At 38.1% G+C, this 16,974-nt stretch carries 15 protein-coding genes; 14 read left to right on the top strand and 1 reads right to left on the bottom strand.

What is annotated here, in order from left to right; all coding sequences use genetic code 11:
• Positions 1-33 precede the first annotated feature (33 nt).
• Positions 34-1,332, top strand: a complete 1,299-nt coding sequence (gene eno / locus I6E69_RS10700; RefSeq protein ID WP_002958706.1) for a phosphopyruvate hydratase — start codon at positions 34-36, stop codon at positions 1,330-1,332.
• A gap of 192 nt (positions 1,333-1,524) precedes the next feature.
• Here eno and mutH read toward each other — a convergent pair whose 3' ends face one another.
• Entirely contained in the window at positions 1,525-2,196 is a 672-nt protein-coding gene (mutH, locus tag I6E69_RS10705; RefSeq protein ID WP_002958705.1) for a DNA mismatch repair endonuclease MutH, read from the bottom strand.
• 530 nt (positions 2,197-2,726) lie between these two features.
• On the opposite strand from mutH, the gene rppH reads away from it, so the two are divergent.
• The 13 genes from rppH to I6E69_RS10770 all read left to right on the top strand — a co-directional run bounded on the left by rppH (position 2,727) and on the right by I6E69_RS10770 (position 16,954).
• Complete coding sequence (gene rppH / locus I6E69_RS10710; protein WP_002958704.1) at positions 2,727-3,245, top strand: RNA pyrophosphohydrolase; 519 nt, start codon at positions 2,727-2,729, stop codon at positions 3,243-3,245.
• 30 nt (positions 3,246-3,275) lie between these two features.
• Positions 3,276-5,540, top strand: a complete 2,265-nt coding sequence (gene ptsP / locus I6E69_RS10715; RefSeq protein ID WP_002958703.1) for a phosphoenolpyruvate--protein phosphotransferase — start codon at positions 3,276-3,278, stop codon at positions 5,538-5,540.
• Between the two features lie 90 nt (positions 5,541-5,630).
• On the top strand, positions 5,631-6,440 hold the full coding sequence (locus I6E69_RS10720) for a sulfite exporter TauE/SafE family protein (protein ID WP_002958702.1): 810 nt from the start codon (positions 5,631-5,633) through the stop codon (positions 6,438-6,440).
• Between the two features lie 13 nt (positions 6,441-6,453).
• Positions 6,454-7,257 (top strand): prolipoprotein diacylglyceryl transferase, encoded by an 804-nt coding sequence (lgt, locus tag I6E69_RS10725; RefSeq protein ID WP_039484768.1) that lies wholly within the window; start codon positions 6,454-6,456, stop codon positions 7,255-7,257.
• 10 nt (positions 7,258-7,267) lie between these two features.
• Positions 7,268-8,119: a thymidylate synthase gene (locus I6E69_RS10730; RefSeq protein ID WP_149602248.1), complete on the top strand. Its 852-nt coding sequence runs from the start codon at positions 7,268-7,270 to the stop codon at positions 8,117-8,119.
• 23 nt (positions 8,120-8,142) lie between these two features.
• Positions 8,143-9,021, top strand: a complete 879-nt coding sequence (galU, locus tag I6E69_RS10735; protein ID WP_024594910.1) for a UTP--glucose-1-phosphate uridylyltransferase GalU — start codon at positions 8,143-8,145, stop codon at positions 9,019-9,021.
• A gap of 705 nt (positions 9,022-9,726) precedes the next feature.
• Positions 9,727-10,410 carry an SPOR domain-containing protein gene (locus tag I6E69_RS10740; protein ID WP_197121230.1) on the top strand — a complete coding sequence of 228 codons (684 nt, stop codon included), beginning with the start codon at positions 9,727-9,729 and terminating at the stop codon, positions 10,408-10,410.
• Positions 10,411-10,781: 371 nt separating this feature from the next.
• The gene (locus I6E69_RS10745) at positions 10,782-11,336 is read left to right on the top strand and encodes an SPOR domain-containing protein (protein ID WP_197121231.1); all 555 of its coding nucleotides are present in this window, start codon (positions 10,782-10,784) and stop codon (positions 11,334-11,336) included.
• A gap of 115 nt (positions 11,337-11,451) precedes the next feature.
• A complete protein-coding gene (locus I6E69_RS10750) occupies positions 11,452-12,054 on the top strand; it encodes a DUF4402 domain-containing protein (protein ID WP_197121232.1) in 603 nt (200 codons plus the stop codon).
• Between the two features lie 71 nt (positions 12,055-12,125).
• Entirely contained in the window at positions 12,126-12,542 is a 417-nt protein-coding gene (locus I6E69_RS10755; RefSeq protein ID WP_331459127.1) for a DUF4402 domain-containing protein, read from the top strand.
• 9 nt (positions 12,543-12,551) lie between these two features.
• A complete protein-coding gene (locus tag I6E69_RS10760; RefSeq protein WP_002961355.1) occupies positions 12,552-13,382 on the top strand; it encodes a molecular chaperone in 831 nt (276 codons plus the stop codon).
• Complete coding sequence (locus I6E69_RS10765; RefSeq protein WP_231619764.1) at positions 13,369-16,314, top strand: MSCRAMM family adhesin SdrC; 2,946 nt, start codon at positions 13,369-13,371, stop codon at positions 16,312-16,314. Before I6E69_RS10760 ends, I6E69_RS10765 begins: the two co-directional genes overlap by 14 nt.
• Positions 16,315-16,324: 10 nt before the next feature.
• Positions 16,325-16,954 carry an SPOR domain-containing protein gene (locus I6E69_RS10770; protein ID WP_197121233.1) on the top strand — a complete coding sequence of 210 codons (630 nt, stop codon included), beginning with the start codon at positions 16,325-16,327 and terminating at the stop codon, positions 16,952-16,954.
• Positions 16,955-16,974 lie beyond the last annotated feature (20 nt).

Here is a 16,974-nt window from a genome sequence, read left to right on the forward strand (position 1 = left end):
AACTCACCATTTTGGGAATATAGAGGAATCAAGATGTCAGAAATCGTAAAAGTAATCGGTCGCGAAATTATGGACTCGCGTGGTAACCCAACTGTTGAAGCAGACGTACATTTAGCAGATGGTTCTTGGGGTCGTGCAGCAGCACCTTCAGGCGCATCTACTGGTACTCGTGAAGCATTAGAGTTACGCGACGGTGATAAATCACGTTACTTAGGTAAAGGCGTATTAAAAGCAGTTGGTTATATTAATAAAGAAATTGCTGATGCTTTAGCTGGTCAAAATGCATTAGATCAAAACGCTGTTGATAAAGTGATGCTAGATTTAGATGGTACCGAAAATAAAGAAAAATTAGGTGCAAACGCAATCTTAGCTGTATCACTAGCAACTGCGAAAGCAGCTGCACAGTCTAAAAAAGTTGAGCTTTATGAACATATTGCTGACTTAAATGGCACACCAGGTGTTTACTCTATGCCACTTCCAATGATGAACATCATCAATGGTGGTGAGCACGCAGATAACTCTGTAGATATTCAAGAATTCATGATCCAACCTGTTGGCGCTAAAAACTTCCGCGAAGGCCTACGTATGGGCGCTGAAGTATTCCACAGCCTTGCTAAAGTGCTTAAAGCTGATGGTCACTCAACAGCGGTTGGCGATGAAGGTGGTTTTGCACCTAACCTTGCATCTAACGAAGCGGCTCTTGCTGCAATCAAAGTTGCTGTTGCAAACGCAGGTTACGAGCTAGGTAAAGATATTACTTTAGCGATGGATTGTGCTGCATCTGAGTTTTACGACAAAGAAGCAAACATCTACGATCTTAAAGGTGAAGGTAAAAAATTCACTTCTGAAGAATTTAACTTCTTCTTACAAGATCTTACTAATCAGTACCCAATCGTTTCTATTGAAGATGGTCTTGATGAGTCTGATTGGGATGGCTTTGCACACCAAACTAAACTAATGGGTGATAAAATCCAATTAGTAGGTGATGATTTATTTGTAACTAACACGAAGATTTTAAAACGTGGTATCGACAACGGTATTGCTAACTCAATCTTAATTAAGTTTAACCAAATCGGTTCTTTAACTGAAACTTTAGCTGCAATCAAAATGGCTAAAGATGCTGGTTTTACTGTTGTTATTTCTCACCGTTCTGGTGAAACTGAAGATTCAACAATTGCTGATTTAGCAGTGGGTACTGCTGCAGGTCAAATCAAAACAGGTTCACTGAGCCGTTCTGACCGTGTTGCAAAGTACAACCAATTGCTACGTATTGAAGAGCAATTAGGTGATAAAGCACCGTACAACGGTCTTAAAGAAGTTAAAGGTCAGTAATTCTATTTAATATAGAATCTAACTTTTAATTTAGATGATAAAATCCTCGCCTATGCGGGGATTTTTTATGCCTGATACTTTTTCCAAAGAGATGAAAATAAATTGTAGGCTTTAAGCTTGTTGATGTACGCAGCACTAAAGAGTGGAACACAAAAGTATAACGCTTTATTCATACTTTAATTTCTTACGCACTCATAGTTGAAACTGCTGCTTTAAAATATCACCTGTAAAACTGGTTTTTAAATAAAAACCACGGGGTAGGGTTTTAATTATTTGCCCATTTGGGCCAATAGCATCAGTGACTATTTTACTATGAGCAGCTTTAGGGCGTATTTGCATCGCATCGCCTAAATGGCCTGATATTTCATCCACTCGCCCAAGCGCAATTAGCTCCATTTGCTCTTCCCAGTCGCGTTGTAACAAAGCGTCTTGTTCAGGTGAAGGCTGCCACAAAAAGCCGCTGCCGATGGTTCTGTCAAACGGCGCAATATCACGTTCGCTTAAAATTGGCAGCCATAAAACATGATTTAGTTTTTTACGCACAGAGCTGGTATGCCACGTCATTCCCGTCACGTTCATTAAAGGTGTAACCGATACAAACGTAGTTTCCAGTGGCCTACCTTTATAAGAAATAGGCAGTGTTTTTAGCTCAATTCCTAAATCTTCAAAATCTGGAAGGGGTTTTGAGCCTGCAGTAGCGCCTAGTACGTATTCAATGAGTTGCCCAGTCCAGCCTTTTTCACGTAGTAAGTCATCAGGTGTTTTAAAATGGTACTGGTTTGCAAGTTGCCCAAGTGTTAATCCGGCAATACTGTTAACGCGCTGCATTAAGTCGTTTATTGAGTGTGGTTTTGTAGGTCGCATATTCTTAATTTCGGTTGTATAAATACCATAGCCATGATAGCAAATAGGCTAAGCCGTGGATATCTTTAGGGTTGTACGTTTTTTGCTCGTCTGTTGTTTGTGTTAATTTTGCACATATTGAAATTAAGCTACTTTACTTTAAGTTACTGACTCTGCAGGTTTTTTTAAATGTGCACGTTCAGTTTTGATTAAGCCATTTAAAAGTTGTAAGGATAAATACAACTATATGAACATGTTTATCCACAGAATCTGTGGAGAAGCTAAGTTTTAAGATCTAATATTGTGGATTTGTTTGCAAAATGAGCGTGTTTTACAAAAGTTATGCACAAACTGTGAGTAACTAGAGGAAAACAAGAACCGCAATAGCTTTGCTGAGTTATTTTCTAAATATTTACCTATTCTCTATTAATTTATCAACATACTAAAAGCTCAAACTTAGCTCACTAATTGGCTTGGGTATAATAGTATTTGCCGTATTGCGGCTAATGTGGAACAATCATTAAAAATCGACTTACAAATGAGGCACTAAGGTGATTGATGCCGAAGGTTTTCGTGCCAATGTCGGAATTGTGATTTGCAATAATCAGGGACAGGTTTTTTGGGCCAGACGTTATGGTCAACACTCTTGGCAATTTCCCCAAGGTGGTGTTGATGATGGCGAAACTGCAGAACAAACCATGTACCGTGAATTACACGAAGAAGTAGGGTTGCGACCAGAAGATGTAGAAATAGTCGCAAGCTCAAAACATTGGTTACGCTATAAATTACCCAAACGATTAATCCGCCGAGACTCTAGTCCGGTGTGTATTGGGCAAAAACAAAAATGGTTTTTACTAAAATTACGCTGTAAAGACGAAGATGTAAATTTACTTAAAACCCATCATCCAGAGTTTGATGATTGGCGCTGGGTAAGTTATTGGTATCCTGTACGACAGGTTGTATCGTTTAAACGGGATGTTTATCGACGAGTAATGAAAGAGTTTGCTCCTTTCGCTATGCCTTTTAATAAGAGAGAACAACATAAAGATCATTGGCGAAGTAAAAGGTAGTAATTTCTCGATACAATAAAGGAGCAGGGTATGCTGGCTACACTGAGATCTATTGCGGAGTCTGTATCGCGACAAGCGAATTTAGACAGCGCATTAGTGTGCTTTGTGCAAATGGTTAAAGATGCCATGAAAACCCAGTGCTGCTCCATTTATTTTGCAGATTACAGCCAAGACAATTTTGTACTTATGGCTACCGAAGGGTTAAATCCTGATGCGGTAGGTAAGTTTAGAATTGGTTTTACCGAAGGTTTGGTTGGCCTAGTAGCGCAACGCGAAGAGCCTATTAATATTGCATTTGCTAAATCGCATCCTCGTTTTAAGCTTTCCCCCGAAGTAAATGAAGAAGGCTACAACGCTTTTTTATCTGTACCCGTTGTTCATCAAAAAAAAGTACTGGGTGTTATTGTTGTTCAACAAAAAATGGCACGTGTATTTAGCCAAGACGAAGAGTCGTTTTTAATAACGCTTTCTGCTCAACTTGCTTCACAATTAGCGCATGCTGAAATTAAAGAAATACTCCGCCAAGATGAGTCATCTCATCAAACGTCTGTTTTAAAAGGCGTATCGAGCGCGCCTGGAATAGGTATAGGGCAAGCATTTGTTGTATTACCAAAACTCGATTTTAAATCTATTGAGCTTTTAAAAGACAGTGACGTTACTGAGCAGCGCCGTTTGTTTACTCAAGCTGTAGCTGCAACACGCAAAGAATTTAATACCCTATCTATGACGCTAAGCGATTCTATTCCGCACGAAGCTCTTGCGGTATTTGATGTGTATCAACAACTGCTTGACGCTAAAAGTTTAGGGCATAATGTTGAAATGCAATTACAAGAAGGCTGGTGTGCTAAAAGCGCCCTAAAAATTGTAATAGAGCGTTTAATATCTCAATTTAATGCCATGCAAGACCCTTATATAAAAGAGCGTGCTGTTGACGTTAAAGACATTGGTCTTCGCGTATTACATCATCTTGTAAATACCGAGCACGCTGTTAAAAATTATCCGGCCAACACTATTTTAATTGCTAATACCTTAACACCCGCCATGCTAGCTGAGGTGCCAAAAGGTCACTTAACAGGCGTTGTAAGCGTAAATGGCTCTGCAAATAGCCATGCTTCTATATTAACGCGTGCGATGGGGATCCCTGCCATTTGGGGTATAGAAGATTTACCTCTACTGCAGTTTAATGGCAAACCGATGATTTTAGATGCATTTGCTGGGCGTTTATATATATCGCCTTCGCAAATGTTGATGGATGAATACACAGAGTTACAGCATCAAGATAACCTACTTAATAACCGCTTTTTAGCAGAGCAAGACTCAGAATCAATTACGCTTGACGGTGAACATGTTAGCTTATTATTAAACGCAGGCCTTGAGCTTAATACCGAGCAAAGTAGCGCGCATATTTGTGACGGTGTGGGGCTTTATCGAACCGAAGCGTGGTTTATGCAAAAGGGTCAGTTTCCTTCGCAATCAGAGCAAGAAAACTGGTACCGAGAAGTACTAACTAGCTATCATCCTAATCCTGTGGTTATGCGTACATTGGATATTGGGGGCGATAAGGTACTCGATTACTTTAACATTACCGAAGAAAACCCATTTTTAGGTTGGCGTGGCATTCGTATTAGCCTTGATCACCCAGAGTTATTTTTAGATCAACTAAAAGCGATGCTTAAAGCCAATATTGGTTTAGGTAATCTAAAAATAATGCTCCCTATGATCAGCGGCACTGAAGAAGTTGATGAGTCACTTGCGTTATTTGAACAGGCTTATTTTGAGTTAAGTGAAAAATACCCAGAGCAAACCATAGAAAGACCCGACATAGGGATAATGCTAGAGGTACCTTCAAGTGTATTTATGCTTCCAGAGTGGTCAAAAAAAGTCGATTTTTGCTCAGTAGGTAGTAACGATTTAACACAGTATTTATTAGCAGTAGACAGGGCTAATGCACGAGTTGCCGAACTTTTTAATCCTTATCATCCGGGCGTACTCAGGGTACTAAATAAAGTAGCGCGTGAATGTGAACAATATGAACTGCCATTTAGTTTGTGTGGTGAACTAGGCGGCGATCCTGAGGGGGCTATTTTGCTTATTGCCATGGGTTACAGGCGCCTTAGTATGAATTTATCATCGCTTAATAAAGTTAAATGGGTACTTAGGCGTTTAAATGTTAGTGACATGGAACAACTATTAAGTGAATGCTTAGCGCAATCTACAGCCAAACAAGTACTACGTTTAACGCGAAGCTTTATGCTAGAGCATAAATTAGGTGATTTGTTTTACACTCCTAAATAAGCTTATACGCCTAATTAATTGCAATACACAGATGCTATTAGTTTTATAATCCTTTAATATATAAACCTTAAAAGGGTATTTGAGATTACTATGTATGACTTAGGTTTGTTAGTCGCAAGCTGCGCACTACTAGGCTGTATTGTTGGGTTTTTAGCTGGGTTACTAGGCATTGGTGGCGGTTTAATTATCGTTCCAGTTCTAAGCACTCTGCTACTCTCATTTAATGTAACGTCAGCTGATCATGTATTAGTAATTGCTATTGCAACCTCACTCGCTTCTATTTTATTTACTTCAACGTCTTCAGCGCTGGCTCATCATAAAAATGATAACGTACCTTGGGATATAGCCCCATGGGTTATGTCTGGCGTGGCTTTAGGTGCACTTATTAGTGGCTTTGCAGCAAGTTTAATCCCTGAACAAATATTGCGTACAGTGTTTGCTATAAGCGTTGTATTTATTGCAGCAAGAATGGTGCTATCTGCGCGTAATAAACCGATGTCAGATAAACCGTTACCGGCAGGTCCTATTTTAGGTGGATTTTCTGCGATAATGGGCGGATTATCAGGTTTAATTGGTATTGGCGGTGGTGCTTTAATAGTACCTATGCTTAATTATTTCTCGGTTGATATAAAAAAAGCAATTGGCTGCGCAGCCGCGTGCGGAATTGTTATAGCATTATTTGGCTCTATTGGTTACATCAGCGCAGGTTGGCATGTTACCGATTTAGAGCATGGTTTTGCTGGGTTTGTTTATTTACCTGCATTATTTGGAATTGTTATTACCTCGTGGTTTGTTGCGCCTATTGGCGCCAAAGCAACTCACTATTTACCTGTTAATACAATTAAAAAAGTTTTCGCGGTGCTGCTTGTAGTTATCGCAATTAAAATGGTTTTTAGCTAAAGGTTTATTTTTTATGGCACTTGAGTTTCCTCAAATTGATCCAATTATTTTTTCTGTTGGACCGCTAAGCGTACGTTGGTATGGCTTAATGTATTTAATAGGTTTTGCATTTGCTATGTGGTTTGCAAATCGTCAAGCATCAAAGCCAAATTCGGGTTGGACTAAAGAGCAAGTAAGCGATTTACTGTTTTACGGCATGTTAGGGGTAATACTAGGCGGGCGTATTGGCTACGTATTGTTTTACCAGTTTAGTTACTTTATAGAAAACCCACTGTATTTATTTAGAATAGACCAAGGCGGTATGTCGTTCCATGGTGGAACACTTGGCGTTATAACTGCCGTCGCAATTTTTTCGTGGACGCGTAAAAAGTCGCTTCTTCAAGTGGGCGACTTTGTTGCACCACTGGTTCCTGTAGGGCTTTTAGCTGGACGTATTGGTAACTTTATAAACGGTGAATTATGGGGCCGAGTTACCGACGTGCCATGGGCAATGGTATTTCCAACGGGCGGTCCGCTTGCGCGTCACCCATCGCAATTATACGAAGCATTTTTTGAAGGCCTAGTGCTGTTTTTAATCCTGCAATGGTTTATTAAAAAGCCACGCCCAGCAGGCAGTGTAGCCGGTGTATTTTTATTAGGCTATGGCGTGTTTAGATTCTGTATTGAATATTTCCGCCAACCTGATGCACAATTAGGTTTATTTGCAGACTTTATTTCAATGGGACAAATACTTTCGTTACCTATGATAGTGGGTGGTTTAGGCTTGTTAATTTGGGCATATAAGAAACCACAACACGTTACACCAGCTAAGGCATAATAAGAAAAGCATGAAACAATATTTAGAATTATGTCAGCGTATTGTTGACGAAGGGCAGTGGGTCGAAAATAAACGTACAGGTACGCGTTGTTTAACCGTTATCAATGCTGATTTAGAATACGATGTGGCTAATAATCAGTTTCCGATGATCACTACACGCAAAAGTTACTACAAAGCAGCGATTGCTGAATTGCTAGGATATTTACGCGGGTACGACAGCGCTGAGCAGTTTCGTGAAATTGGCTGTAAAACATGGGATGCTAACGCAAACGATAACAATGCATGGCTTAATAACCCTAACCGTAAAGGTGAGGATGACATGGGGCGTGTTTATGGCGTACAAGGCCGTGGTTGGCAACGACCAGATGGCTCAACGCTTGATCAGCTTTCAAAAGTTATTAATAACTTAAAAAATGGCATTGATGACCGTGGTGAAATAATCACGTTTTATAATCCAGGTGAGTTTGAGCTTGGTTGCTTGCGCCCGTGTATGCATACACACACTTTTTCGTTACTTGGCGATACGCTATATTTAACGTCATATCAGCGAAGCTGTGATGTGCCACTTGGCCTTAATTTTAATCAAATTCAGTGTTTTGTGTTGCTTGCGCTAGTGGCTCAAATTACCGGCCACAAAGCGGGTAAGGCGTATCATAAAATTGCTAATGCACATATTTACGAAAACCAACTTGAGCTGATGCGTGATGTGCAGTTAACGCGTGAGCCATTTGCATCACCTCAGTTAAAAATTAATCCAGAAATTAAATCATTAGAAGACATAGAAACGTGGGTAACACGAGACGACTTTGAAGTAACAGGCTATCAATGCCACGAAGCGATTCAATACCCATTTTCAGTATAATAAAAGATTAAGGAAAACATAAAATGAAAGCAGTGATCCCAGTAGCAGGCCTTGGTACTCGTATGTTACCAGCCACTAAAGCAATTCCTAAAGAAATGCTGCCAGTGGTAGACCGTCCTTTAATTCAATATGTAGTAAACGAAGCCGTTGCTGCAGGCATTAAAGAAATAGTGTTAGTAACTCACTCAAGTAAAAATTCAATCGAAAATCACTTCGATACGAGCTTTGAACTAGAAGCTACTTTAGAAAAGCGTGTAAAGCGGCAACTACTTGCCGAAGTGCAAGCAATCTGCCCTAAAGACGTAACCATTATTCACGTACGCCAAGGTGAAGCAAAAGGCTTAGGCCATGCTATTAGTTGTGCTGCGCCTATTATTGGTAACGAACCGTTTGTAGTTATTCTACCAGATGTAATTATTGACGATGTAGAGAGCGATCTTAAAAAAGATAACTTAGCAGAAATGATCGCTAATTTTGAGCAAAATAAGCATAGCCAAATAATGGTTGAGCCAGTACCAATGGATGAAGTAGATAAGTTTGGTGTGGTTGATTTAGGCGATGTTGACCTAAAGCAAGGTGAAAGCTCAGCAATCTTTAATATGGTAGAAAAACCGCCAGTAGACGAAGCACCATCTAACTTAGCTGTAGTGGGTCGATACGTATTAAGCGAAAATATCTGGCCGTTACTTGCAAAAACTCCGCAAGGAGCAGGCAATGAAATTCAATTAACTGACGCAATTGCGATGTTAATGGAACACGAAAAAGTAGATGCATACGCTATAAAAGGCCGTAGCCACGATTGTGGAAGTAAAATTGGTTATTTAAAAGCGACTATTGAATTTGCACTTCGTCGCGATGAATTTGCTGATGAATTAAAGTCATTTATTAAAAAACTGATTTAACAGTTAATATAAATCATGAAAGGCGCCTGCATCGGCGCCTTTTTTATGAGTTTTATCAGGGCCTGTTTATCTTTCAAGGTTAAATTTGCAGCAGGCTGTTTGGTATTTAGGCAAGGCAGAGCCTATGTAGTGTGGTTATTCCCCATAAATAGGCGATAACGTAGCATAGATGCCAAACATGCGCTGCCCGAAGGGTTCTGCCCCGGGGCAATTTACTCTTTGTTGCATACATGGATGTAGGTAAGGGGCGTGAGCAGGACGCGGAAGCTTTACTCGGTTTTTACTTATTCTTACAGGGATGTAAGTCAGTAGAATAACGCAGGAGCAGTTATCGAGCCCACTAGGTTACAAACCTCGCGCCGCGATTAAATGGCCCCTAGATTGAACAAATTTTAATCCTGAAAGGTCAACAGGCCCTAAAATAAAATAAAATAAGGAAAGGAATAGCTCTAAAATAAAAGTTTTTAAGTCATTACAGACATATTGTTATTTATGTTGTAAAGTTTGTGTTAACTGGCATTGAATTTGTATTAAATAATGCTCTCAAGGAAGGGTGGGAGTATGCAACGTTGTGTTTTACAAAACACTGACAAGCATGCGAAGAGCTAAGTTTTATAGCTCACAGCTTAAATAAAGTTAAACGCTTTCTTGTGAGAATGTTTAACTGAAATGTAGTGAAAACACTGCTTTCAGGACAGCAAATACATGTTTATATATAAAAAAAATAACATTGGGCTTTTACTTAGCTTGCTAATGCTTTTATTTGGCACAGCATGCAGCGTTACGCCTGAAAAAAAAACCATTGACGAACAACCTCAAAGTAACTCGCCTGACTACGTCTCAATTACAGCCTTGGAGCTTGCTCAGCTAAAAGATGCTGCAATGCAGTGGCAACAAGCACGCGAAGGTATAGAGCGAATTTTAAGATTAGAAAAAGAAATAACTTACCTCGTAAATCATATTGATATTATAAACAGCAAAGCTATTGCGCAGTCTAATCAAGGGTATAGCAGCAAGTCTGTACGCTTACCTCGAAACACACGTAATGTTAAATCACGCCAACAAGTTAAACAAAACTACAGCAATAAAAAACAAGCTGTAAAATTAAATAAACCAAAACATGTATTTGCTTTGCAGGTAGCTTCGGTTGACTCAGAGCAAGGTGTGGCTAAAGCATGGCAAGAGCTAAATACTAAAGCTGCACCGTTGTTTAGAGACAAAATATTGACTAACGTTGAAACCGCCAAGATAAACGACAAAATGTTTTACAGGCTAAAACTAGGCTCTTACCAAAACTTTAAAAATGCAAAAGCAGACTGTGACGTATTTAAGCTGTATAAACTCGATTGCATAGTAAGTAACTACACCGATAAGCCAGTAAGGCTCTAGCTCACAGCATGTAATATCAATCTGCAATAATATCTAATCAATTTGAAGGATTAGACCTGACGCTAACTTCGCTAATAATTTTTGATATACGACTGCATGAATGCAGGAGGTAGAGCAATGCAGCAGCAATTAGTGATACCAACTAAATGATGAAATTTTGCCTTGTTATCGATATGGCTTTTCTTACTTCAAAAATAGACTACTTAATTAAAAAGTTGCTATAAAGTGGCGCAAAATTTGCTTTAATTTATTATCTTGGTTAGTAGAGTGCTTTTGCAATGCGGTATTTTAAGTCTTGTCATTTAATATCAGTTTTATTCTTATCTTTTTATTTATATGGATGCAGCAGCGCAACTGTAAATAACGAGAGCGTGCAGCATTCTTTAATAACTGATAAACAAGTAAAAGAGTATGTTTCGCAGTGGCACTTACAGCAAGAAAGCATTGGTCGTTTAACTGCTATGGAAGATGATTTACAGCTATTAATTATGGCGTTATCGTCTCAAAGTGAATTAACTGAAAACCCTCCTTTACTTATGCAAAGTAAAACCGATATCACCTATGGTAATCAGCCTTCACAGAATTTGGAACCGACGGCACTAAATAACACTCCCGAAGTAAAAGCACCAAACTTACAAAATTCAGAACTCACCTTAACAGATGAAACTAAAATTGGAGCACAGCTTGGTTGGTATTTAAAGCCAGAGCTTGTTAAAGCAAGAGTCGAAAGGCTTAAGCAATTATACCCTAGTGCATTTACTCAATTTAATTTTACTATGTTTGAACGTAAAAATAATAATATGACTTTGTATGGATTACGTGTAGGTCCATTTAAAAACGATGCTCAAGTAAGTGCGTTTTGTTATTTAGCTAATCAGCTTGATCAAGCATGTAATATTGCTGCTTTTGCCGGAAAACCAATATAATTAATAAATTAGGCCTTTTAAACTTATATAGTATTAAAGTATTTGTACTAATAGTCGATACTAACTATAGTTGGGCAAATATTTGATAAAGCCCATTTTCTTATAAGGATTTAGCATGAAGTTTTATTTTTCAGTATTAGCTATTACAGTAAGTGTCAATTCATCTGCCGTTTATGCAACAAGCGCAGATTTTGAGGCGAAAGTAACAGTTCAAAATGCGGTTGTATTAACTAAGGACACAGATTTAAGCTTTGGTATTATTCGTGCTGTAGCTGATAAAACGGGAGCTGAGCAAGCTAAACTTACTGTAAGCCCTAATCCAGAATCAACCCCAGTATCAATAAGAGAAAACCCTACAAGTCAGAGTGCAATTATTTCTATAATTGAAGATGGGGAAGCAGCTAGCTTCACTGTTTCTGATGTAGTACCTAATTCATTGCTTGTAATTACGAGTCCAGACGATGGTGCTATTGAGTCGGATGATGGTCAAGGTGTAGGCGAACCAGATTTTAGAATTAGCGATTGGAAATTTTTTATAACAAGTGGTGAGAATCAAGGTAATTTGTATTCGTCAACTACCCCAAACCTTAAAGCTGATAGTGACGGTAGTGTTTCATTTAGCTTAGGAGCAACACTTTATACATCATCAAATATATCTACAGTTGATTACCCTGATGGTGATTACTCTGGGAATTTCCAAGTTGAAGTATCTTACTAGCTAGTATGCATATTCAATTTAAGTGCCTAATATATTCTGTTTTATGGCTATTTTTTTTTGTTAGTCATTGTGTGTTTAGTGCAAGCATACAACAAGAAGCGCTTAATTTTGGCACTTTAGTTATCCCTCAAAATAATACTTTAAGCTCTATCACGATTAACCAAAATGGTGAAATAACCACATTTGGTAGTATTTACGTATTAACTGAGGGGAATCCCGCAGAACTTTTATTTACCGATTTACCTCCGCTTACTCAAATATCGTTTAATAAAATGAGTGACTCTACATTGCAAAGTGAAGTACTTGGAGCTAATAGTGCCAAGTTTTCGGTTGTATTAGTGGATTTACCAAGAACGCAAACTAGCGATGAATTTGGAGAGCTTTTACTCAAAGTAGGTGGCCGTTTAATAACGACAGGGACTAGCCAAAGTTACTTAGATGGTAGTTTTATTACTGACACCCAATTAGAAATTACGATTGATTACTAAAGGAAAAACATGCTTTATAAAGTTGTAGTGCTGCTCGCACTGAGTGTATGTATTTTAGGAAAAAATGCATACGCAAATTTACTTATCTCTCCAACCCGTATTAGTTTTGATGAACGTCAACGAACCGCTAAAGTTACCGTAATTAATACGGGTGATGAATATCAAACATATCGTGTTTTATGGAGTGAGAAGCAAGCGCAACCTAGCGGTGGCTACATACAGTTGGCAGAGGCTACAAGCGAAAGTTTAAGTTCAATGGCACGTTTGTCACCAAAACAAATGCGTTTAGCACCTGGTGAAAAACAAACAGTAAAAATAGCAATACGTAAACCTAAAGGTCTAGCTTCTGGTGAGTACCGCTCTCATCTTCTATTTCAAGCATTGCCTGGTGAAAATACTAATAAAACAAGTTCAATAAAAGTTAATATGATTATGAGCTACAGCATTCCTATTTTGTTACGTAAAGACATGAAACAGCCAGAAGTTGCCATAGAACAAGCTAAGCTAGTGCTAAATGAAAGCAATCAACGTCCTCAGTTTTTATTGAATATAAAACGAGAAGGTAAGTTTAGTAGCTACGGTAAATTAAGTGCTTACTTTGTTGATAGCAATAACGAGCAAGTTAAAATTGCAGAAATTGGTAATTTAAGTATTTATCCAGAAGTGGATAATGCGTTTGTAACCCTTAGTTTATTTAGTGACAAAAATTTAGATAAAGCAGGAAAAGTCACTTTTAAATATGAAGGCAGTCAAGAATATAAAGACCTTACATTTGCACAATACACTCTGCCTTTAACTTCACAATCACTTAATGTTTTAACTGTGAATGACGCTAAATAATTTATTGTATGCACTATTACTAAGCATAAGTAGTTTGCTTAGTAATAGTGTAATAGCTAATCCTAATTCTTCCGTGGGGGATGCTTTAACAACACTACGCGCAATTGAACTAAAGCTAACTAAGCCCGTTGAAGTAATTGATTATAAAAACAAAGAAAATCAGCAACAGCGAATCGCCACAGGCGAGTTATTAATACTTTCGCTTTATTTAAACTCATACTACTTAGGTGAAGTTGCAGCAATTAAAAGCGAGCAAAGTGTACAAGTTAGTTTAAGCGACTTATTTGATATTCTACAGTTTGCAATGAATGTTGATGCTAGCAATCGAATTGCTCAAGGTGTAGGAGCAAACCAACAACCTCTTTCTCTAAATGCAGCGGTTACACCCGCTGTATTTACTAGTCCTACACAGAGCTACTTATTAGCAAAAAATCAAATTACCATTGAGGATGATATTTATGTAGATATTAAAAGTTTACATAATGCTTTAAATCTAGAGTTTAATATTGATTACCCCGATTTAGAATTACTTATAAGCTCAGAGAGCCCCTTACCGGTTGAACAACAAAGATACAGACAGTCGCGCAACCTTAAGTCACCTAACAAAAGATCGCCACCAACGCTGCCATGGAAAGCTAGCCCATATAAAGCGCTATCTTCTCCGGTTGCCGACTTACAACTAAATTTTACCGCGAGCGATGATAGACATTCTACGAACTATTCACTTTTAGGCACTCAAGACTTTGCGTATTTATCTGCAGAGTATTTTTTGTCTGGACGAAGTACTGACTTACTTACCAACTCTAGGTTAACGTTTACAAAGCAAAATTTAGACAAAGAAATAAAAAACAGCTTCATGCCTACTGAAATATCTTTTGGTGATGTTATCGCCACGCAAGTAGGTAATAGCTACAGTAGTCAGTATGCCCGAGGTGTTAAAGTTTCTAATAATGTAACCAGCAGAAAAATAGTTAATAACCAAGTTAACTTAAGCGGTGCTATACAGCCAGGTTGGGATGTAGAGCTGTATCGTAATGAAATATTAATAGACCAGCAGCTTAGCCTTGCAGATGGGCGTTATATTTTTGATAATATAAACCTATTATTTGGAGCTAATAATTTTGAGCTTATTTTTTATGGGCCTCAAGGTCAAGTTGAGCGTAAAAGTGATTATTACTTTGTGGACGGAAATCAACTTAAGCAGGGGCAAGGTAACTATGAATTGTCGGTTACTGAACAAGGTAAGCAATTACTAAATAAAAATGTTTCAAGTTCGCAGGGGCAGGGTTGGCAAGTTGCGGGTAGATATGAGCAAGGGCTTACAGATAATATATCTGTATACACTGCTACATCAGGTCAAAAAAATACAGATGACGATCTACTTAAGTATGCATTTGGTACCAATATAAGCTTGTTTGACCGATTATTATTAAATGCGAATGTTGAAAAAAATAATAACAATGAACAAGAATTTGAATTTACAGCCCGAACTCAAATTGCCGAACAATCACTACTTTTTAGTGCTACAAATCGTACCGACGAACAGCAGCAAGATTTTAACAGCTACCAAATAAATTTAGCTGGTGGGCTAATGAATAATACCTATGGACGCCTTTCTTATCAAAATAACGTCCTATATGACGATAGTGATATTAGAGGGCGTTTTAAACAAGTACGCAACCAGTTCAACTACTCATACTCAGGATTTGCACTAAGTAACCAATTACTGTGGCAACAAGACGATAGCTCTAAGAGTACTTTTGGAACAACACGTTTTCAAAAGCGCTTTGGGAGAACCTACACAAGGTTTGGTATAGATTATAGTATATCGCCAGTAAGTGAGCTTGTTAGTTACGAGGCTGAGTTTAGCCGCAACTTGGGCCGAGATTTACAAGCCGAACTGACTATAACTGATTCACTTCGTAATAATATTCAATCGGCCGAATTAGGGCTCAATTGGCAAAGCGACAAGTTTAGTTTAACGAGTAACTTAAACTACAACAGTAACGATGATTGGCGGCTCGGTATTTATAGCCGTTTTAGCTTAGGTTTTGATGTTGAACACAATACATATTTTGTCTCTAAGCGCAGCTTAACTAACACGGGTAGCTTAATGTTACGCGTATTCTTAGATCAAAATAATAACGGTATTATGGATGATGATGAGCACGGCGTTGCCGGCGTAAAAGTAAAAGGCGTTCACAATTATCGTCAAGCAATTACAGACGAACACGGCGTTGCGCTATTAACTTCAATGCCAGCAAATCGTACAACAGATATAATACTTGATAGAAATAGTTTTGAAGATCCGTTTTTAATATCAGCTAACGAGGGTTTTTCTATTACCCCAAGGGCTGGTTTTGTAGAGTATATGGACTTCGCATTAAATAATGCCAGTGAAGTGGAGGGAGTTGTTTATCAACAAAAAGGTGATACAACACAGATCCAACCCTTTGCAAATATAGCGCTGTTGAATGAGAAAGGGGATCAAGTTGCACAAACTCAAGCAGCATATGATGGCTATTATTTATTTACAGACCTTAAACCGGGGCAGTATAAAGCAGTAATTGATGATGAATATAAACAACGCAAGCAGCTAAAAAACACTCAAAATATAACAGTTAATTTATCGCCTCAAGGAGATGTAGTAATGGGCGTTGATTTAACGTTAAAGGCGCTCAGTGCAACAACTGGAAGCATTGCCAATGCAGGAAGTTTTAGTTCGTTAAATATCTTAAAAATTTATTACCGTTTAATAGCACCACGAATAGAGCAGCAAGAAGCTTTTTATATGCATGATAAAGCTAAAAATAAATTTATTTTAGCCTTAGCGTACGCAACAAACAGTTCGCCAGAGCTTATTTCTGTATGCGACTCAGTAAAAGCGCAAGGATTAAAGTGTGTTGTTGAAACACATAAAATACTCCATTAAAGGAATTAGGATGAAAAGAGTTCAATGTATGTTTTTAATCAGTGCAATGTTGCTAAGTTATGGTTGTGCGAATAATAAAGCAATTGATAATAGTATTACTCAGACGGAAATAGCTGACGAAAAAAGCTACGTAAAAATAACAAAGCAAGAACTTGAAGCTCTAAAAATGAGCTCCCAGCAGTGGCAAAATATGAGGCCTGAACTTGCGCGCTTATTACTTATTGAAGAAGACTTAAGCTTACTAATATCGCAACTTAATACAATTGCAAAAGAAAATGAGCAGAAAAACGCACCAGTAATAAAAGCAGAAATCGTTAATACCAACACAATTAATAACTCGAATATACAAGTAACAAAACCAGTTAATCCCAAATTTGCTTTACAAGTGCTTTCAATAACGCAAAAAGAACAACTCTCTTTAGCTTTTAGGCAACTACAAAAAAAGCTTCCTAGCTTACTAGGCGATAACTTTGTGATGAATGTTGAAACAATAAATGTAAAAGAAGTTATGTATAACCGTTTAAAGCTAGGCGCATACATAGACAAAAAAAACGCTATGGCTGACTGTCAAAAATTAAAGAGCCAAAATATAAATTGTTTAGTTAGCTATTACGTGGATCAGCCCTTTATCGCACAATAGTTAAGTCGGCATACAAATTG

Origin of the sequence: Pseudoalteromonas sp. NZS100 (assembly GCF_015864815.1) — a bacterium.
In the GTDB taxonomy this organism is placed as follows: domain Bacteria; phylum Pseudomonadota; class Gammaproteobacteria; order Enterobacterales; family Alteromonadaceae; genus Pseudoalteromonas; species Pseudoalteromonas distincta.